This window comes from Lutibacter sp. A80 (genome assembly GCF_022429645.1).
Classification (GTDB): Bacteria; Bacteroidota; Bacteroidia; order Flavobacteriales; family Flavobacteriaceae; genus Lutibacter.
Genome location: NZ_CP092480.1, coordinates 479,400 through 501,161, shown reverse-complemented (window position 1 = coordinate 501,161; position 21,762 = coordinate 479,400). Strand labels below are relative to the sequence as shown.

Sequence of the window (21,762 nt, the reverse complement as noted above, 5' to 3'; positions counted from 1 at the left end):
CAATTATGAAAAAACTCCTTTTATCAATTCTATTATTAAGTATTTCAACTTTTTTGTTTTCGCAAACAATTCAAACTAAAAAATTTAATTCAGAAATTCTTCAAAACGAACGGTATTTAAAAATATATGTTCCACCTAGTTATACTTCAGAAACTTCTAAACACTATCCACTTACTATAGTTTTTGATGCGGAATATTTATTTGATATGTATGTTGGAAATTCCATATTATTTGCAACTAAAGATAAAGCTCCAGAACAAATTATTGTAGGTATTAACCAAAATTACAATGGAGAACGTTATGAAGATTGCGCCTATCAAAAAGAAAATAGCTTACCGACAAGACAAGGAGAAACTTTTTATCAGTTTGTTAAAATAGAATTGATGAATTACTTAGAAGAAAATTATAGAATATCGCCTTTTAAAACTGTAGTTGGTAATACATTAACAGCTAATTTTATCAATTATTTTTTAATAGAACAATACCCTACTTTTAATGCTTATATTAATATAAGTCCTTATTATGCTTTAGACATGCCTGTTTTACTTCATCAAAAAGCATCAAATTTAAAAGGAGAAAACATCTATTATTACCTTTCAAATAATAAAAATAATTCTATAGAAAGAGCACAAACAATTAAAGATACAGACACTATTTTAAAAGATATAAATAATGCTAAATTTAAATATAAATACGATGCTTTTAAAAATAGTTCTAGAACTTCTGCAATTGGACAATCAGTTCCAAGCGCTTTAGCTTTTATTTTTGAAATGTATTCTACTATCTCCGATGAAGAATTTGAAAATAACATTAAAAATATGTCGCCACCCGATGCAATTGCATACTTAGAAAACAAATATGTAGAAATTGAGTACTTATTTGGAAGCGACCTTAAAATTAGAGAAAAAGATATTTTTGCAATAGAAAGTATTATTTTAGATAAAGAAAATGGTGATTATTTAAAAAATTTCGGAGAAATGATTAGTAAATTATATAATGAATCTCCTATTGGAGATTATTATATTGGACGTTATTACGAAACAGGAAAAAATTATAGACTCGCTTTAAGATATTACAAAAGCGGCTATATGAAACTGCCGGAAGGAGACCCAAATTCTGATGGATATTATGAAAATATTGAACGTGTACTACAAAAAAGAGATGGTACCTATACCGAATAAAACCTTAATAATTAAACAATGAAAAAAACATTTTTTACCCTATTTTTATTATTTACAACTACATTATTTTACGCACAAGAAGATAACGTAATAAATGTACAATTACCTACCGAACAAAAATATGAATTTACTCCTGTTATTGATATTGAAGCCTCTGCTGTAAAAAGTCAAGGAAATACAGGTACCTGCTGGAGTTATGCCTCTTCTTCTTTTTTAGAATCTGAAATCTATAAAAACACTGGCGAAATGATCGATATTTCTGAAATGTACAATGTTAGACATACGTATCCTAAAAAAGCTTGGAATTATGTAATGAGACAAGGTAAAATTCAATTTAGCGAAGGTGGTTTAGCTCATGATGTTTTTAATTCTGTTGCTACCTATGGTTTAGTTCCTGAAAGTGCCTATTCCGGATTGAAAAATGGTAAAACAAAACACGACCATTCTAAAATTGTTCCTGAATTAAAAGTAGTTTTAGATGCCTATATTAAAAATGATAAAAAATCTGAATATCCAAGTTGGACAACCTCTGTAGATTCTATTTTAGATCTTCATTTAGGTAAAGTACCAACTACATTTTTTTATGATGGAATAATGTACGACCCTCTTACTTTTCTTAAAAAAACAAAAATTCAAGCATCAGACTATATTACATTAACATCTTTTAAACATCAACCATACAATACTAGCTTTGTATTAAATATTCCTGATAATTTTTCAAACGGACTTTTTTACAATATAACTTTAGATGCATTGGTACATGAAACTGACAATGCTTTAAAACAAGGTTATACAATTGCATTAGATTGTGATGTTTCAGAAAAAACATTTTCTGCTAAATATGGAGTAGCTATACTTCCTAAAAACATAGAAGATCAAGAAAAATGTTTAACTTATGTTGTTGAAGAAAATACTGTTTCACCTGAATTGAGACAACAAGAATTTGAAAATTATAATACTACAGACGACCATTTAATGCACATTGTTGGAATGGTTAAAGATCAAAACGGAAACGAGTATTACAAAGTAAAAAACTCTTGGGGTGCTAAGGTAGGTAAAATAGGAAATAATGGATATATCTATATGAGTAAAGCTTTTTTTAGACTTAAAACTATCTCTATTTTAGTTAATAAAAGTGCGCTGAGTAATAATTTAAAAAATGATCTAAAAATATAACTTTCTTATAATTAGCTAAAAAAACTCAGGATTATATACAATCCTGAGTTTTTTTTTACTTACATACTTAGTAAGTTAATCCTTATTATACTTTTTAGAAAACTTTTCTAGTTCCTATTTATACAAACTTGATTCCTTCATCTGAAAGAACAATTAATTTTTGACGAAATAAACCACCAATAGCACTTTTAAACGCTTTTTTACTCATACCTAATTGATACTTTATTTCTTTTGGATCGCTTTTATCATGCAATGGTAAAAAACCATCATTTTGTCTTAATGCATTTAATATTGTTATTTCATTTTTAACAATAGTATGTTTAAAACCGACTGCTTGTAAACTAACATCTAATTTTCCATCATCACGAATTTTCTTTATATAACCAACTAACCGTTCTCCTTCTTCAATTTTTTGGTAAAGTTCATTTTTATAAAGCATTCCTTCAAATTCTTCATTTACTAAAACCGTAAATCCTATTGCTATATTTCTAACAACAATTAAATCTACTTTATCTCCTACTTTTAAATCCATAATTTTTTTATTTTAAATTGTTGAAATATGCTTTTAATATTAAATCGTTTTGTTCATTTGGTGTAAAAATTTCTAATAACTTAGGTGTATCAGAATCATTATAAAATTCTTTAAGCCCAGTTTTTAATTCAGTTTCATTTTCAGCTACAACATACTCAAAATTATACATTTTACATAAATGTTTAGCTGTTAAATTGTGTGGTGTTTCAAAATAATCCAAGGCATTTGATTGCTTTGGACCTGGAATAAACCTAAAAATTCCACCACCAGAATTATTAACTAAAATAATTCTAAAATTTTTGGGAATATACGTATTCCAAAGCGCATTACTATCATAAAAAAAACTAATATCACCCGTAATAAAAACAGTATTTTGTTCAACAACAGTGGCTGCTCCAATAGCTGTACTTGTGCTTCCATCTATACCACTGGTTCCTCTATTACAAAAAACTTGAAGCGAACTATCAATATCAAATAATTGTGTATACCGTATTATTGAGCTATTACTAATTTGTAATTGCGAATTGTTTGGTATAGATTTTAAAATGATATCGATAACTTTAAAATCTGAATACTGACAAGTTTCAGTAAATTTTTGATGCTTTTTTAAACGTTTTGCTTTTTTATGCAACCAAAACTCTTGATAATCACTTTCAACTGGTTTTGTTAAAAAGAAAAATTGACTAAAAAATAATTCTGGTGTAATTTTAAAATGGTGATTTAAAGAAAAATAAGTATCAAATGCTCTTTTACTATCTACGTGCCAATGGTATTTCGGTTTAAATTTTCTAAGATGTTGTTTTATCTTTTTTGAAACAATTAATCCTCCTAAACTTAATAAAATATCTGGTTGAAAATGTGATAATTCATCATCTTCTAAAGGAAAAATTAGCTTATCAATACTATTTATAAATTTAGTATTTGAAACATTTGCTGTGTTTTCAATCAATACTAATACCGATGGATCTTTGGTTAAATGTTCCAATTGAATTTGTAATAATTCACTCGGATAATTAGAACCTACCAGTACTATTTTTCGTTTTGAAGTGTTCCAAATTGTAGCAAATTCTTCTAAAAAATCTACATTTAACGGAATCTCTTCAAAATTATTAATTATTGGGTCAAAATGTTTTAAAGTATCAGTAGTTTCATACAAAGGCTCATCAAAAGGAACATTAATATGAACTGGACCTTTTTGAAGGTATGAAATTTTAAAAATTTCATTTAACATTTCCTGAATAGAACCATTATGATTTAACGTTTCATTTAAACTTAAAGATTCTAAAACATGATTTTCAAACACATATTCTTGTCTAATTGTTTGACCATCACCAATATCTATTAAATGCGCTGGTCTATCTGCCGAAATTACAACCAATGGTATATTGCTATAATAAGCTTCAGCAATTGCAGGATAATAATTTAAAAGAGCTGAACCAGATGTACATACAATAGCTACCGGTTTTTGCAACTGTTGTGCTTTACCTAATGCAAAAAATGCCGCACAGCGCTCATCTACAACACTATACGTTTTAATTTCTAAAGAATTTGTAAAACCTATTGTTAAAGGAGCATTTCTAGATCCTGGAGATATTACAACGTGTTCAATTCCATTAGCAATACAAGATGCTATTACAATTTGAGCCAATTCGTTTTTAGGAAATTGTGGCATTTATTTTTCTATTTTTAAAATGCAAAGGTACATAAAGAAATTGTGAATATTTATGAAATAAAACAAGATACATACTAGAATTAGTATTAAAAATTATACTAATTAGTACATTAACTTTAGCAGCAACTAATTTATAAAACTTGTTTCATTATTTCTGCTTTTGCAACAGTTTCTTCCCATTCATTATTAGCTATACTTTTATCTGTTATTCCTCCCCCAATAAACAGTGTAACTTTACTAGCAGCAACTTGCATACATCTTAAATTAACATATAAATTAGTAGCATTATTAATATTTAATTCTCCTAAATATCCTGAGTAAAAGGATCTATTATAATTTTCATTTTTCAAAATAAAATCTGTTGCTACATTTTTTGGAATTCCACAAATTGCAGGAGTTGGATGTAAAGAATGGATTAAATCACCTAATAAATTTGATGATTTTAATTTTGCTATAATATCTGTTTGTAAATGCACTAAACTCCCTGCTTTTGTTGTATACGGTCCTTTTTTTTGAATTTCAGAAATTTTGTCTCCAATATTTTCTAAAATATAATCTGTTACGTATTGTTGCTCTAGCAACTCTTTCTCTTGCCAAGTTACTTGTAAGCTGCCATTAAACTTTTGAGTTCCTGCCAAGGCCATGGTTGTTAAATTCAACTGTTTATCAACACTTATTAAACGTTCTGGTGTTGCTCCCATCCATAAACCAACTTTTGGATGAAACCATAAATAAACAAAAGCATTTTTATAATTATTTAACATCCTTTTAAGCACATCAAACACAACTACTTTATTAATTAAGATAGTCTCTTTTCTAGACAAAACAATTTTTTTAGCGCTATCATTATTTATAAAATCAATTGTGTTTTGTACAATTGTTTTATAATTATTTTTTACCGTTTCATCAGTTACATTTTTAAATTTTAAATCAGATTTATTGACTTGAAAATCATTATCAATAGTTGAAGTAATTAGATTGCAGATATTTAAAGGAAATATAATTTTAGCCTCCGTTTTATTAAAAGGTGAAAAAATAAAACCAGATGCTTCAAAAGATTTTAAAGTGTGAAGATCTGATGAGTTTTGATACAAACCAGAAATTTTTGTTGCATTTGGTTTTCTATAAACTACAAAAGGTTTATTTGAAGTATAAATATCTTCAAATTCCTTAAAAAACACATTAATATTAGTTACTAAATCCATTAATTTAATTGTTGTAATAAACTATTTTTAATTTCGTTAAAATGTGACCAAACTAAGCCATGTCCAGCTCCATCTAAAGTTAACAACTCAAATTGAGCTGCTACTAAATTCTCTTTTAACATTAAAGAATTCTCATAAGGAACAATCCAATCTTTATTTCCATGAATACTCAAAACTTTTGAAGGGTTTTCTTTCCAATTAGCTTCAAAATTAAGTAAATCTATTCTATGTGATAATTTCTCTTTAGAAGCAGCTTTCCAAATATCTGGCAATAACCAATTTGTTAATTTCCATTTATAAAAATTTAAAGCCCAAGGCATTGGTTCGGGCTTAGCATAAACTGCTGGAGCCAATAATATTATTTTTTTATACTTTTTTTTTGAAGCCAACACAATTGGACCGCCATAAGAATAACCTACTAAAATAGTTTTTGAACTCTTTAAATTTTTAGTTAAATCTTCTAACATATCCAATTCAAATGCAATAGATTCTTGAACATTACCTAATGAATTTTCTCCATAACCAATTCTATCATAAGAAATTAAATTAGCATTTGAGTTAATATCAATATCGAACATATAATTTTTAAAATCTAAGCACGAACCGATGGAACCATGTACATAAACAACTGTTGTTTTAGATGTATCTATCTCTTTTTGTGTACTTAAAACCCGATAATTAAAGTCTTTAAAAGATGCATTTTCTATAAAAACAGGTGTATTATTTTTAGAGAATTCTTCTCTAATTTCTTTATCAGATTTAGGAGTAGAAAAATAGTGTATAACCACAATTAAAACTGTAAAAAGTAAAAAGAAAACAATACAACATATTTTTGCAATTTTTTTAAACCTTATTTGCATACATTATCTTTTGGGTAAAATATAATTGGTTATTTTACAAATAGAAATTAAACGTCCTCGATCATCTTCTACTTTAATTTCAACCAAATGTATTGTTTTTCCTTTATGAATAATTTTAGCTGTAGCAGTTACAAATCCACTTTTAACACTTCTTAAATGATTCGCAGAAAACTCAATACCACGTACCGAATATTTTTCTCTATCTATAGCTAATATAGACGTTGGACTGCCAACACTTTCTGCCAAAGCCATAGTTGCACCGCCATTTAAAATTCCATCTGGTTGATGTACTCTAGAGTCTACAGGCATTGTAGCCACTAAATAATCTTCACCAACATCCGTATATTTTATATTTAGAGTTTCATTTAATGTGTTTTCACACATTTTATTTAATGTTTCTAACACTTCTTTTTTAGTATTCATAATTAAAAGTTAATTTGTAAAAATAAGAATTTAAACTATTAATAGTACCTTTGTACTTTAAATATATAGTATAAAATGGCATATAAAATTAGAGTAATATTAGATGTAGAGCAAGATGTTTTTAGAGATATTATTGTAAATGAGACAATTAATTTAGAAGAATTACACTTTATAATAGCTAAATCATTCGGATTTAAAGGTCAAGAAATGGCTTCTTTTTATTTAACTGAGGCTACTTGGGAGCAAGGTGAAGAAATTCCTTTATTTGATATGTCTGAAGATGAGAACTCGTTTTCTATGCCCAATTGTATCACTTCAATGGTACTAAAAAAAGAAGGAGATAAACTTATTTATATTTACGATTTCTTCTCTATGTGGACTTTCTTTATAGAATTAACAGAAATTATTAATGATATTGATAAGGAATTACCTCTAATTGCACTTTCGTTTGGAAACACTCCAGATAATGCTCCTGAAAAAGAATTTATTGGAGAAGATGCTGATACCGATAATTTTGATGCCTTTGATGACGAAAATAATTTTGAGGATTTAGATAATATTGATTTTGATAATTATTAAGATTTCGCTATTAAATCAATTGTTTTTGTTTTTCTTTTTTTAACTATTTTAAACACCTTTAATTGCTTTTGATAAAATGTAATACGTATTCCAAAAAGCAAGAAAAAACCTCCAATTATCATCTGTAATGATATTTGTTCGTCTAAAAATAACCAAGCTAAAAATGTAGCTAACACTGCTTGTCCCAATAAACTTACAGATACTCTTGTTGCTCTCATATGTTTTGTAGCGTAACTTATAAGTAACCAAGCTGTTAATTGGCAAACCAATCCTTGTATTACCAAAACAACCCAAGCTAAATCGCTAAATCCATAAAATGAAGCTCCTATAAAATAACTAATTACACCTAAAGAAACGGCTGAAGATACCACACTTATGGTCATAAAACTTATAACATCGGCTTCATTCAAAATATTTTTGCTAGTTAACATATAAACAGCATATAACATACCAGATAAAATTCCAAAACAAAACGCTAAGTCAAAATTTAAATCTAAAAATGTTGTAAAACCAACTAAAAGCACCATTCCAAAAATAGCTATTACTGTTCCAATCCAAAAATTTTTAGTTGGTTTGTCTTTTAAAAAAAGGAAAGCACCAATTCCAACCCACACTGGTGATAAATTTGTTAAAAGTGTAGCTTCTGTTGCTGTAGATTCTTGTATGGCAATATTCCAAACAGCTACATCTGCGCCAAATAAAGTACCACAAATTATAGAAAGTAATATGTTTTTTCTTGTGGGTAAATGGAATTTATTAGTAATTAAAACATACGGAAGAATAACAACAGATGCTATTGCCATTCTGTAAAAGGCAGATATTAAGCCTGGTGTTAAATTTAATTTTACTAAAACTGGAAAAATTGAAATACACAATATCCCAACTACTAATGCTATTCGCGCCTTTGCCATTTGTTAAATTTTGATGGCGAAAATAGCTTAGTTAATCATTTTAAAATGAGCTTATTTAAGCTAAAAATTGTTAAATATTACCATGTTTTATTAAACTAATTTGTATAAGTTAAATAAGCAGGCTATCTAATAATATAAGTATTCACATTTTCATAATTTCTAGTAACAAAATTAAAAGCAACTCTTAAAATTTCACCCATAGTTTTACATTTTTTAAAATGCTTATCTAACGTGTAATCATATAAATCCATTTTTAGTTGTTTCACTTTTTCTGGTGTAGAAATTCGATCTTCTTTCATACAAGCTAATAAATCATTCACTCTTTCTTGAGACCCTCTAAGTCTACGAGCTATTGCAGAACGTTCTTCTTTTTTGTACTGCTCTATAGATTCATTTTGTAAATTTTCTGAAACCATTTTAACAAATGGATAGTTTTCTTTAAAATATTGTGGAAAATAAACTTTTAAATTACCTTCAAAACTTTGTTGATCAAAATCCATTGCTCTAATTCTGTACTCTACTTGATCAAAATCGTAAGAAGCTACAATTACATAATTATAAGAACGCATATCGCCTAATAAACGGATCATACAACGCTCATTAAATTTCACAAATTCTTTTGATATTCTTTTTTTACTACCTTCAGAAATTGTTTTAAAATTCTCTACCAAAAATTGATCTCCAGGAATTCCTAACACATGTTCTTCTATTAATGTGTCTTGATAAACCAAGAAATTTATATTATTTGGAGATAATATATGCTCTAACTCTAAACCATAAATTCTAGAAGCATCTGCTTTTTTAATATACAAATATGTATGGTTATCATTTAAAATATTTCTCACCTTAACTCTAAACGGTTTAGAATTTCCAAATGTGCAGTAATCTATAGCATCTACAGTTAAAAATGGTAAGGATTCTTCACTCCCATCTCCGTGCAAAATTAAATACATTAATTTTAAACTTAAATCTATTTCATCGCGTTCGTATTCTGCATAATAAACTCGCACCCATAAACTATCTTCTCCATTTTTATCGTAAACCACAATTGCACCAGTAAAACGTAATAAATCATCATACGAAACAGGTATTTTAATACTTCTATCGTATTCTCTTAAATAAGCGAATAATTTATCATTTATCGGGTATGCCGGTTTCTTCTGTGAAATTAATTTCTGTTCTTCCATTCTAATAGCTTCTAAAATTCAAATTTAGTATATTGCCGTAACAAATTTTAATAATCGTCGTCTAAATTTATATAAAACTATTATATATTGGAAACTATTCTCTCTCTAAAAAATCTAAATAAACATTTTGGAAATATACATGCCGTAAATAATTTATCTTTTGACATAAAAAAAGGTACAATTTATGGAATTTTAGGACCTAATGGAAGTGGAAAATCAACTACACTTGGTATAATTTTAAATGTTGTAAACAAAACTTCAGGTGAATTTAGCTGGTTTAATGGCGATTTATCTACACACAAAGCCTTAAAAAAAGTAGGCGCAATTATAGAACGCCCTAACTTTTATCCTTATATGACAGCTGTTCAAAATTTGGAATTGGTTTGTAAAATAAAGGAAATTCCGTTTGCTAAGATTGAAGAAAAACTTAAAACTGTCAATTTATTTGAACGTAGAAATAGCAAGTTTAAAACCTATTCTTTAGGTATGAAGCAGCGCTTAGCAATAGCTTCTGCCCTATTAAACGATCCAGAAATTTTAATTTTAGATGAACCAACTAATGGATTAGATCCACAAGGAATTCACGAAATTCGTCAGATTATTAAAGATATTGCCAGTAACGGAACTACTATTTTATTAGCTTCTCACTTATTAGATGAAGTTGAAAAAGTATGCACCCATGTAGTTGTAATTAGAGAAGGTGTTAAATTATATGCAGGAAGCGTAGATGAAATGACCGCTTCACACGGATTGTTTGAATTAAAAGTTGATTCTAATAACAATCAACTGCTTGACCTTTTAACAAAATTTGATGGAATTTCAACTTCAAAAATAGAAAACGATACCATAATTGCAACATTAAGCAAACCTGTTTCTGCTACAGAAATTAATAATTATTTATTTAAAAACGGCGTTGTTTTATCGCATTTAGTTAAAAGAAAACCTAGTTTAGAACAACAATTTTTATCACTAACCAACAAAAATTCATAATGTTACGATTATTAAATATAGAACTTCATAAACTAAAGCATAATAGAGCGAGTAGAATTTTAATACTTATTTACTTTATATTATTAACCTCTATAGCACTTATTGCTGCCATAAAATTTGATATAGGCCCAATACAGTTTCATCTTGCAGAACAAGGTATTTTTAATTTTCCATATATCTGGCATTTTAATACTTTTATGGCTTCCATTTTTAAATTCTTTTTGTTATTAGTAATTGTCTCTATGATGGCTAATGAATACAGTAACAAAACATTAAAGCAAAATTTAATAGATGGTTTAAGTAAAAAGGAATTTATACTTTCAAAATTTTATACTGTTATTGCGCTTGCTTTAACATCTACCTTATTTGTTTTTATTACCTCTTTAATTTTAGGTTATAGTTACTCTGATTTTAATGAATTCTCTATTGTTACAACAGATTTAGAATATTTAGTTGCCTTTTTTGTAAAATTAACCGCCTTCTTTTCTTTTGGTCTTTTTATGGGAATTTTAGTAAAACGTTCTGCTTTTGCTGTTGGAGGAATCTTAGTCTGGTTTTTTGGAGAAAGTATTATAAAAGGATTTTTATTTTGGCAATTTAAAGATATTGATAATACAACTGAACGTGTAAACAGCATTATGCAATTTTTACCTTTAGAATCAATTTCTAACTTAATAAAAGAACCTTTTACACGTTTAAGTGCTGTAAAAACAGTAGCTAAACAGGTGGGCGAAAATTTATCTAAAGATTTTTCTATTCAACCCCTAGATTTAATAATTGTAATTGCCTGGACAGCTTTATTTATTTACTTTTCTTATGCGTTATTAAAAAAGAGAGACTTATAATTTTTTACAAATATATTTTAGAAAATTTATATATAAAATAACTATTTACTTATTATATTTGATTTATATATTAAAGTCATTTGTGATTAAGCAACCTCGTTTATATTTACTTATTTTCACCCTATTTTATTTTATTTTTGGGCAACTAAGCTTTGCCCAATTAAGTAAAACGCATTATATACCGCCTCTAACAAATGCTGAAATAGGAAATGCAAATCCAGAAAGTCAATATATTTATATTTCAACACCAAGTGAAAATGAAATACCATATACTATTACTCCTGTTGGTTCTTCAAATAATGCAATAACAGGTAAAGTTTCTAAATCAAATCCCCAAGATATTTACATAGGAACAGGATATTCCCAACTATTTGTTCAATCTAACCAAACAAGTAAAGTTATTAATAATAAAGGCTATATTGTAGAGGCTTCAGGTGTAATTTATGTTTCTGTTAGAATGTCAGCTGGTAGTAGTGACCAAGCTGGAGCTTTGGTTAGTAAAGGACTTTCTGCCCTTGGAAAAGAATTTAGAGTTGGTAGTTATACCAATCAAAATCCTCAAACTAATTATTTAAATTTTGTTTCCGTTATGGCTACAGAAGATAATACTAAAGTTAATTTTAGTAATCTTCCGGCAGATTTAGTAATAAAAAATTATTCGGGTGCAACTCCTGTAAAAGCCAACCTAAATAAAGGTGAAAGTTATATAATTGCTACTAACAGTAGTTTTAGCAATGCAAATAAAGATGGTTTAATTGGTTGTTTGGTAAAATCTGATAAAGATATTGTTGTTAACTGTGGTTCTGCAAATGGAAGTTTTTCTAATGGTGGAGGAAGAGATTATGGGATAGATCAAATTGTTGGAGCTGAAAAAATTGGTACAGAATACATATTTGTTAAAGGTGACGGTGAAAATGAGTGGGAAAATGTACTAATTGTTGCTAATTATAATAATACAGAAATTTATATTAACGGAAGTACATCTGTAGAAGCTACCTTAAATGCAGGAAATTATTACTTAATTGAAGGTGATAAATACAGTACTAATGGTAATATGTACGTAAAAACTTCAGAAGATGTTTTTGCATATCAAGGAATTGGCGCAACAAATTCTGAAGCTAACCAAGGTATGTTTTTTGTACCTCCTTTAAGTTGTAGTACTAGAGGAAATGTAGATAATATTGCTAACATTGATAAAATTGGATCAATTACTTTTACGGGTGGTGTTACAATTATATCAAAAAAAGGAGCTACAGTAACTATCAATAATTTACCAATCACAAATTTTTCAAGTCCAAGTGATGTTCCTGGAAATACAGAGTATGTTACCTATAAAGCTACTGGACTTAGTGGAAATGTTTCTGTAGAAAGTGATAACGAACTATATTGTGCTTATTTTAATTATAACGGATCTGCAAGCTCTGGAAGTTTTTATTCTGGTTTTCCTACAGCTCCAGAAATAAATTTCAATACCAGTTTTCAAACATTAGGTAATTGTATTGGTAATATTACTTTAGAAGCTCTAAATACACAAAACTTCGATTCTTTAGAGTGGTTCTTTAATGATGGAACCGGTTTTGTTAGCAAAGGAAATAGTACTGTTTTAACTCCGCTTGATCCAGGAATCTATAAATTAATAGGTTACATAAGTTGTACAAATTTAACCTTCGAATCCTTTGAAGTACCCATTAGCTTTTGTCCTGCAGATACTGATAAAGATGGTATTATTGACAATATAGATATTGACAATGATAATGATGGTATCTTAAATTCTATTGAATCTAAAGGAGATGCAAAAATTAATCTATCAAATATAAATTCTCCTAGTATTGTTCTTAACAACGAACCAGAAATTAAAAATTTTGCAAGTGGAAATTTTACAATTACAGACAATACAAACACTACAAATAGTTTTACTGGAGATGCTAATGGAAATTTTAAAAGTGAAATTTCAGCTACTATAAACACAATTAATAATTATACTATAAATTTTTCAGACTCTATAAATTTTAAATTCACTGAAAACACTGCTATTACACACATAATTAACGAAGGAGCCTATTTTGTTGCTAAAATTACTCCTGCCAATAAAACAATTACACTTATTGATCCAGATAATCGGCTTCTTGTTGACACAAATTTTGATGAAATTTACGAAACAGGTATAACGCAAATAACTGGTTCTGAAATTCGTTTTAAAATTAATCCAACACCTAGTGGTACTACTCCTTTTCAGTTTTTAGCAAATAAAGTTACTGGATTTTCATTTATTCATCAATTAACAAATATTAATGATCCATCAATATTTAATGGTATAATTTCTCTTACTGATTATGCTAATGATAACGATAATGATGGAATTGAAGATGCCCTTGATCTAGATAGTGATAATGATGGAATTCCTGATATTATTGAAAACCAAGGTAAAGAAATTTTATTAGCTGCTGTAGACACAGATGAAAATGGCTTAGATGACGTATTTGATATAAATTCCACTCCTATTGATTCTGACAATGATGATGTAGTTGATTTTTACGATTTAGATAGTGATAATGATGGTATTTTTGATCTTTTTGAATCTGGAAGCAATTTACTCGATAAAAACTATGACGGAATAATTGATAATGTAAACGCAACAATTGGATTTAATGGTTGGGATAATAATGCAGAAAAAACTCCAGATAGCGGAGAAATCGGTTATACTCTTAATGATTTAGATTCAGATGGTGTTTTTAGTTATATAGATTTTGATAGCGACGGTGACAATTGTAATGATAGTATTGAAGCTGGTTTTTCTGATGAAAATAATGATAATTATTTAGGAAATTCAACTATTACTGTAAATAATAATGGTGTAGTAACTAATGCCAATAATGGATATACACTACCAAATAGTAACTACAATACATTTGCAGAAATTAGTATTATAGATCAACCTAAAAATATAAATTCTTGCATATTTACAAATTCAATTTTTACAATAAATACAAACCAAATAGATTTATATCAATGGCAGGTAAGTACAGATAATGGCACTAGATGGCAAAACATTACTGATAACGAAAATTATAATGGAAGTAACTCTAATACATTAACTATTAAAAATACTCCTAATAGTTTCAACAACTATAGTTTTAGAGTTTATATGGAAAAGTTAGGGAATTCTTGTGGTTTATATTCTAATGAAGCTACATTAACAGTTAATTTACTCCCCAATGTTAAAAATTCTGTTGAATTAACGCAATGCGATGATGACAATGATGGTTTTAGCTTTTTCAATTTAAATGAATCCAAAAAATTAATCTCTGAAAATTATAATAATGAAAATTTTGAATTTTACTCAGACAAAGAACATCTAAGCCTCATAAAAAATCCTATTGCATATAAAAATCCATCAGTAATAAACAGTAAAGTTTATGTAAAAATTTCAAACACTAATAATTGCGAAAGCTATTCAGAAATAACATTAAAAGTAAGTGTAACACAAATTCCTTCGGATTTTGAAATTTTACACTTTTATAGTTGCGAAGAATATCCTGCAAACAATCAAGATGGTAAAACACAATTTAATTTTAGTGATCTACAACAAAAAGTATTAGATAGCAACCCTTTATTTTCTTTACAAGAAATCCAAATTTTATTTTTCGAAAATCTAGAGGATGCTTTATCCGAAACTAATAGCATTTCTGATATTTCAAATTATAGAAACACCACACCTTGGGTACAAAAAATATATACTAGAGTTGATAGCGATAATATGAATGCTTGTTTAGGGTTAAACCATGTAGCAACACTGCATACAGAAAAACTACCTGAATTTGAAGTAAATTCTCCTCAAATTTTATGTATAACAACACCTCAAAAACCTTTAATATTAACTCCTGAAATTGAAAATTTAAATACCGATTTATACCAATATTTTTGGCACAACTCTTCTGGAGATTTAATTTCTAACTCTTTTGAGTGTAACATTACTGAAGCTGGATTTTATTATATAACACTTACTAATAAAGATGGCTTACTTTGTTCTACAACAAAAGAAATTGAGGTAAAACCATCAAAAATGGCGGTTCTCACTATTTTTGATATTGAAATAATTGACGATAATGAAAATAACACAATTAAAATAAATACAGATAATTTAGGCATTGGAGACTATGAATTTTCACTTGACAATACACAATCTTACACTGATGAAGCTTATTTTGAAGATGTAACAGCTGGAATTCACACAATTTATGTAAATGATAAAAATGGTTGTGCTGTTCAGTCAATAGACATTTCAGTTATTGGATTTCCAAAATTTTTCACTCCAAATAATGATGGTGTTAATGATACTTGGAAAGTTATCGGAGCCAATAACTATTTTTATCCAACATCTAACATCTATATTTTTGATAGATTTGGTAAAGTCATAACCTCCTTAACTCCAGACGAAAATGGATGGGATGGAACATTAAACGGCAAGCCATTGCCTGCAACAGATTATTGGTTTTCTGTACAACTTACAGATAAATATGGAAATACACGCATAAAAAATGGTCATTTTAGTTTAATAAGAAAATAATAGATTTATTATTAATACATGAATTTTAAAATTACTTGTCATATATTTAGTGCAAATTTTTAATTTTAAAATGAAAAAAAAATTATTCATCATTTTATTTTTGTTCAATTTAACCGCTTTTGCTCAGAGTGAGGCAAATATTTGGTATTTTGGAGAACATGCAGGAATTGATTTTAATTCTGGAACTCCAGTTTCAATAGATGGCGGACAAATAAATACGCGTGAAGGTTGCTCTTCTTTTTCTGATACAAATGGAAATTTATTGTTTTATTCTGACGGTAAAACTGTTTGGAATAAAAACCATACTCCTATGCCAAACGGTTTAAATTTAAAAGGAAATGCTTCTAGTACACAATCAGCTATGATTATTCCAAAACCAAGTTCAACAAATATCTATTATTTATTTACGGTTGGTGCTGCAATTGATAATGGTGAAAAAGGGTTTTATTATTACACAATAGATATGAATCAAAATAATGGTTTAGGAGATATCATTAACGGCCCTGTTGATTTAAATGAAGGAAAAGCTGAAAATTGGTCTGAAAAAGTAGCAGCAATAAATGGTAAAGAATGTGAAACTTTTTGGGTAGTTTCTTATGTTCAAAATGAGTTTAAAGCCTACAAAGTTAGTGCTACTGGTGTTGCAAATACCCCAACAACATCAAACTCAAGTTATTTTTCTGATGATCCAAGAGGATACCTAAAAATTTCTCCTGATGGCAAAAAAATAGCTATTGCTCATTTAGGAGAAAAACGTTTTATTTTATATGATTTTAATAATGAAACCGGAAGTGTTAGCAACCCGCAAACTTTAAATTTAACAGCACCAAATGATTTTCCTTACGGGGCTGAATTTTCTGGAAACGGAGAAAAATTATATGTTACAGGTTCTAACAATTACTTTAATCAAGTTTATGCTGAATATAACAACCCAAACAACCATACTTCTTCTCTTTACCAATTCGATATTACAAAAAACACAACTGTTGAAATTAATAGCTCTAAAGTAATTCTAGATACTGGAAATCAATTTAGAAGTGCATTACAACTTGGTCCAGACCAAAAAATATATAGAACAATGTCTTCTACCTATGATGATGGTAGTTCTTATTTAAGCGTTATTGAAAGTCCTGAAAATGATGGTAATGCAAGTAATTACATCCCCAACGCAATAAGTTTAGGCACAAATAAATCTACACAAGGTTTACCTCCATTTATTGCTTCAATATTTTCTACTATAGAAATTACAAACAATGAAACCCAAGAAATAATTACCAACCAAACTATAAAATTGTGTACCGGTAATGATTATATTTTTAATACAGAAGATATTTCTGGTATAGGAACTCCAATTTATAATTGGACGTTTAACAATGTTATAATTCCAGGAACTCAAAATCTAAAAAATTTATCACTAACAAATGTTACAAAATCAGATGAAGGATTGTATAATCTTGAAATAAATTTAGTGGATAAATGTGGAAAAGCGATACTTTACAAAGGTGAATTTGAAGTTGAAGTTTACGATCCACCAACAGCGCCTTCAAAAATTATTTATGACCAATGTGATATAGATACTAATAGTTTAAACGGAATTACACTATTTAATTTAAACTCTAAATTATCAGAAATCACCAATAATAATACTGATTTAGAAGTTCAATTTTTTGATTCAGAAAACGATTTTAAAAATAACAATCCAATTTTAAATCCTTCAGCATATAATTCAACTACAAATGCAAACCTAATTTTAAAAATAACAAATAAAAATACAAATTGTTTTACTCTTGGCGAGATGGAATTAAATGTATATGAAACGCCAAATTTAGATAGTTATACAAATGAATATCTCTGTGAAAATGACTTAGGAATTGGTACAGAAACAAGTATTAGCAGTGGAATTGCCTCTTTTGATTTTGAAGCGAAAAGGGCTTCCATACATAATTTATCTGCTAATCCCGCATTTGAAACAGCTGTAGAGTTTTATAATAACACAAACGATCTTCAACTACAAATCAATCAAATAGAAGGAGTTAAAGATTACCCTGATAGCGAAATTTTTGTAAGAATTTCTAATAAAGAAAACAACAATTGTATTTCAGCAGGGAAATTTAACATTATCATTAATAAAATACCTTTACCAAATAGTGTAATTGAAGATATTATTTTATGCATAGGAACTATTGAAGATACTCCAAAAACATATCGAGTACAACTAAATGGAAACACTTATGAAAATGGTGATAAATACCAATGGTATTATAACAATTCACCGATTATAGATGCAACAGAACCAATTTATTATGCTGAAAAAGAAGGTATTTATGAGGTTAAAGTTTATAGAGATTATGCAAACAAAAGTTGTGAAGGTTTTAGTTTATTTAATGTAAAAGAGTCTAATATTCCTGTTTTATATGCTAAAGACATAACTATTCTAGACGATTCTGACAATAATACTATTACTATAGATACAACTAATTTAGGAATTGGAACTTATGAGTTTGCATTAGATAATTATAATGGTGATTACCAACCAGATCCTTATTTTGAAAATGTTTCTGCTGGAATACATACAATATATACTATAGATAAAAATGGATGTGGTTTTACCTCTCTTGAAGTTTCAGTTATAGGCTTTCCGAATTTTTTTACTCCAAATAATGATGGTGTTAATGATACATGGAAAGTTCTCGGAGCCAACAACTATTTTTACCCAACATCTAACATCTATATTTTTGATAGATTTGGTAAAATTATAACATCCCTAAATCCTAATGGAAATGGTTGGGATGGAACATTAAACGGCAAAGTATTGCCTGCAACAGATTATTGGTTCTCCGTTGAACTTACTGATAAACAAAATAATACACGCATAAAAAACGGTCATTTTAGCTTAATTAGACGATAATTGTTTTTCTAGCCAAGACCAGAAAAACAATTTACCAGATTTAAATTAGTGTTTTACAGTTGTATATTCTTCCTGTGTTTTTTGCTCAAACATTTTTAATTTTTCAATTCTTGTACTTTGTAATTTCGAAGTAGTATTTTTTAGTTCTTCACAATGGTAAAATCTTAAATCGTGTTCTTGTTGTCTTGCAGAACTAAAATTCGAAACACGTTTTAAATAACCAATTACTCTAGTACCATAATCTATATTTTTAGAATCACATTTACTACATTTTTGAAGCGTTCTTTTATCTATATTTTCACAATCATTACAAATAGTAATTTTTATATTAAAGCAAAAATAATTACATCCAGCCAAAGCAGTTGCATTAATTAATTTTAAAAAACCTTCTTTATTTGGTGCTTCCTCTAAGTTTAAATGAAGCGCTGATCCACCATCTAAATATTTAATTATTTCTTTTCCGTGTAGTATAATTTTATCTAATGTATTTATTGAAGTATCTTCAACAGGATAAAAATAAGAATTATAACAATCACGCGGAACAAATAAGCCATCTTCTTTATCCCATTTAGCATTTTTTACACCTAAATTTTCAGCTGGAACAAATTCGGTATTAAACATAAAACCGTATTTCTTTTTTGCTTCTTTATTCGCATCATAAATAATTTTAAGATGTTTTGAAACAAACTCCTTGTATGCTGTACTGTTTTCAACTGCTATTCCTTTACTTTCAGCTGCTTCAACCATACCATTAATTCCAATGGTTAAAAACTGTTTCTCTAACGAAATAAATCCAGCATTATAAACAGGAAGCATTCCTGCATTTTTATATTCTTCAATTAGACTTCTATAAGCAACTTGATATTTTTGAATTTTAGTAATTTCAGTTTTAAGATCGTTTCCTTTTTGAATTAAACGATTCATATTTAAGGTAATAACATTTACAGAACCAGTTGAAACACCTCCTGCTCCTAGTGAATAACTAAATGTATTATCGCTAATTTCATTTCTAAGCCTACAACAAGATGCCAAACTATCTGCACTTTCCGATTGGTAAATAAAAAAAGAATTGCCTTCACTTAATTCTGTAGCACACATTTCAGCAAATTCAGTATCAGCAGGTTTTCCATCTTTTACCAACATTGCGGCAGTAACAACGGGGAAAGTTAACACTGCTTTTTCTCTTTCTGCATTAAACCATTTCATAAAAAAATGTTGTAATTTTTTTAAACTATCCCATTTTGGCTTACTCATATCTGGAAAAACAAATGCACCAAATAAACTATCGAAATACTTTTCATCATATAAAGAAATATTCCAAAAAACTGACTGATACCCGCGTGCAGCTGCTGGTTGATTAATTGCATAAACGGCATGCTGTAGATGATTGGAAATAGTTTTAGTATTTGTATTTAAGTAATCATTACCAAAATCTTTTCTTGCAAAATAATCGAAATACAATAAAAATTCTACTGTAGCTAAAGCTCCAGCAAACTGAGAACTTATAGCAAAAACAAGATTCACAAATTCACCACAATAACTCTCCAAATGTTGCGGTGCTCTACTTTCACCTCCTAATTTGGTTAATCCATCAAACAAAAAAGGATACATACTTATAGAAGTACAATAGGGCTTTAATGATGTTTCGTCGTGTACATAAATTTCATGAGATTCTATTTGCCGAATATATTCCTTAGCCAAATCGTTACCAAAAAGTTGTTCTATTTTATTTTTTACTAGCTGTCGGTTTACTTGAATATTAATATCTTTATTCAGTTCGGCTTCCATGGTAGCAATATTTTTTGAAGAAACATTTGCATTTGCATCCATTTTAGATCCATCTGCTGCATTATTAGCATTAATATAATTACTAATAAAATTAATTTTTTTAGCTACTTGTTGTTCGGTTAATCTAATCATGGCTTATAATTTTTGTTGAAATAAATGATTTAATAATTTATTTGATTGTACTTCTTTAAATTTCTGATTGGTTGTTGGTGAATCTAAACCTCCTAATTCTTGAATCCATTTACCTGTTTTAATAAAGTTTAAATGTGCTAGCAGTTTACTGTCAACATTATCATTACCAGTATATAGACAGGTTTTATAACCAACATTTTTAGCATATTCGAGATAATTAAGCAATGTATTTTTATGCCATTCACCTCCCATAAATAATACACAACTTGCCAAACCCTTATATTTTGCAAGTATTTTTTTAAATATATCTATAGTTAATGGTTCTCCATTAGAAGCTTTCCATAAGATAGGAGAATGACAGCCTTTACACCCCAAAGTACAACCGCAAATACTAAAGCAAATACTAATTTCTCCAGGTACTTCCTGTAAAACTATTTGAACGCTCGAAAAATTCATCACTAACACGTTTTATCTATAAAAATGAAGCAATGCATCATTCATTTATAGATTAATTAATAAATTGCCAAAAGCTAAGATTATTCAAAATAAGAATATTCTATGCCATTCACTTTTCTCCCGAAAGCTTGACATTAAACTGAAATTGGTAGGTCTTCTGACTTGTTCTAGTTTTACGTCTTCCCATTTCTAAATAAAACAGTGACAAAGAGTGTAAAACCTCTATTGAACTTACAGCTGCGGGAACAGTTCAGGTATTTCACCTGATTCCCTTTTAATCAAATACACCGTAATAGTGTAACTGAACCAAATTCTAGGTTAAAATTAATCAAGAAACTTGTTGAAAAACT

Annotated in this window: 16 protein-coding genes and 1 riboswitch; of the genes, 7 read left to right on the top strand and 9 right to left on the bottom strand. The window is 28.2% G+C overall.

Annotated elements, in window-relative coordinates; all coding sequences use genetic code 11:
* The first annotated feature begins 5 nt into the window (after positions 1-5).
* Positions 6-1,181, top strand: coding sequence for an alpha/beta hydrolase (locus MHL31_RS02140; protein WP_240227436.1), 1,176 nt, complete (start codon positions 6-8; stop codon positions 1,179-1,181).
* 18 nt (positions 1,182-1,199) lie between these two features.
* On the top strand, positions 1,200-2,357 hold the full coding sequence (locus MHL31_RS02135; protein ID WP_240227435.1) for a C1 family peptidase: 1,158 nt from the start codon (positions 1,200-1,202) through the stop codon (positions 2,355-2,357).
* 118 nt (positions 2,358-2,475) lie between these two features.
* Here the strand turns inward: MHL31_RS02135 and MHL31_RS02130 are convergent, their stop codons facing one another.
* From MHL31_RS02130 to MHL31_RS02110, 5 genes are all read right to left on the bottom strand, one after another.
* Positions 2,476-2,889 (bottom strand): DNA-binding protein, encoded by a 414-nt coding sequence (locus MHL31_RS02130; RefSeq protein WP_240227434.1) that lies wholly within the window; start codon positions 2,887-2,889, stop codon positions 2,476-2,478.
* A gap of 7 nt (positions 2,890-2,896) precedes the next feature.
* Positions 2,897-4,561 carry a 2-succinyl-5-enolpyruvyl-6-hydroxy-3-cyclohexene-1-carboxylic-acid synthase gene (menD, locus tag MHL31_RS02125; protein ID WP_240227433.1) on the bottom strand — a complete coding sequence of 555 codons (1,665 nt, stop codon included), beginning with the start codon at positions 4,559-4,561 and terminating at the stop codon, positions 2,897-2,899.
* 131 nt (positions 4,562-4,692) lie between these two features.
* On the bottom strand, positions 4,693-5,766 hold the full coding sequence (locus MHL31_RS02120) for an isochorismate synthase (protein WP_240227432.1): 1,074 nt from the start codon (positions 5,764-5,766) through the stop codon (positions 4,693-4,695).
* Positions 5,766-6,626, bottom strand: a complete 861-nt coding sequence (locus MHL31_RS02115; protein WP_240227431.1) for a S9 family peptidase — start codon at positions 6,624-6,626, stop codon at positions 5,766-5,768. The genes MHL31_RS02120 and MHL31_RS02115 overlap by 1 nt, the downstream gene beginning before the upstream one ends.
* Positions 6,627-6,629: 3 nt before the next feature.
* Complete coding sequence (locus tag MHL31_RS02110) at positions 6,630-7,049, bottom strand: PaaI family thioesterase (protein ID WP_240227430.1); 420 nt, start codon at positions 7,047-7,049, stop codon at positions 6,630-6,632.
* A 75-nt stretch (positions 7,050-7,124) separates the two neighbouring features.
* On the opposite strand from MHL31_RS02110, the gene MHL31_RS02105 reads away from it, so the two are divergent.
* Positions 7,125-7,628, top strand: coding sequence for a plasmid pRiA4b ORF-3 family protein (locus tag MHL31_RS02105; protein ID WP_240227429.1), 504 nt, complete (start codon positions 7,125-7,127; stop codon positions 7,626-7,628).
* Here the strand turns inward: MHL31_RS02105 and MHL31_RS02100 are convergent.
* Both MHL31_RS02100 and MHL31_RS02095 read right to left on the bottom strand, forming a co-directional pair.
* A complete protein-coding gene (locus MHL31_RS02100) occupies positions 7,625-8,539 on the bottom strand; it encodes a DMT family transporter (RefSeq protein WP_240227428.1) in 915 nt (304 codons plus the stop codon). The two genes, MHL31_RS02105 and MHL31_RS02100, sit on opposite strands and share 4 nt — an antisense overlap.
* A gap of 122 nt (positions 8,540-8,661) precedes the next feature.
* The gene (locus MHL31_RS02095) at positions 8,662-9,726 is read right to left on the bottom strand and encodes a hypothetical protein (RefSeq protein WP_240227427.1); all 1,065 of its coding nucleotides are present in this window, start codon (positions 9,724-9,726) and stop codon (positions 8,662-8,664) included.
* 87 nt (positions 9,727-9,813) lie between these two features.
* Between MHL31_RS02095 and MHL31_RS02090 the strand changes: the two genes are divergently transcribed.
* The 4 genes from MHL31_RS02090 to MHL31_RS02075 all read left to right on the top strand — a co-directional run bounded on the left by MHL31_RS02090 (position 9,814) and on the right by MHL31_RS02075 (position 19,036).
* Positions 9,814-10,716 carry an ABC transporter ATP-binding protein gene (locus tag MHL31_RS02090; RefSeq protein WP_240227426.1) on the top strand — a complete coding sequence of 301 codons (903 nt, stop codon included), beginning with the start codon at positions 9,814-9,816 and terminating at the stop codon, positions 10,714-10,716.
* On the top strand, positions 10,716-11,561 hold the full coding sequence (locus MHL31_RS02085) for an ABC transporter permease (RefSeq protein ID WP_240227425.1): 846 nt from the start codon (positions 10,716-10,718) through the stop codon (positions 11,559-11,561). Before MHL31_RS02090 ends, MHL31_RS02085 begins: the two co-directional genes overlap by 1 nt.
* Positions 11,562-11,643: 82 nt before the next feature.
* Entirely contained in the window at positions 11,644-16,128 is a 4,485-nt protein-coding gene (locus tag MHL31_RS02080; RefSeq protein ID WP_240227424.1) for a T9SS type B sorting domain-containing protein, read from the top strand.
* 70 nt (positions 16,129-16,198) lie between these two features.
* A complete protein-coding gene (locus MHL31_RS02075) occupies positions 16,199-19,036 on the top strand; it encodes a T9SS type B sorting domain-containing protein (protein WP_240227423.1) in 2,838 nt (945 codons plus the stop codon).
* A 45-nt stretch (positions 19,037-19,081) separates the two neighbouring features.
* On the opposite strand, the gene nrdD is transcribed toward MHL31_RS02075, so the two are convergent.
* Both nrdD and nrdG read right to left on the bottom strand, forming a co-directional pair.
* A complete protein-coding gene (gene nrdD / locus MHL31_RS02070; RefSeq protein WP_240227422.1) occupies positions 19,082-20,956 on the bottom strand; it encodes an anaerobic ribonucleoside-triphosphate reductase in 1,875 nt (624 codons plus the stop codon).
* Positions 20,957-20,959: 3 nt separating this feature from the next.
* The gene (gene nrdG / locus MHL31_RS02065; RefSeq protein ID WP_371824132.1) at positions 20,960-21,412 is read right to left on the bottom strand and encodes an anaerobic ribonucleoside-triphosphate reductase activating protein; all 453 of its coding nucleotides are present in this window, start codon (positions 21,410-21,412) and stop codon (positions 20,960-20,962) included.
* 129 nt (positions 21,413-21,541) lie between these two features.
* Positions 21,542-21,738, bottom strand: a riboswitch (cobalamin riboswitch).
* Positions 21,739-21,762 lie beyond the last annotated feature (24 nt).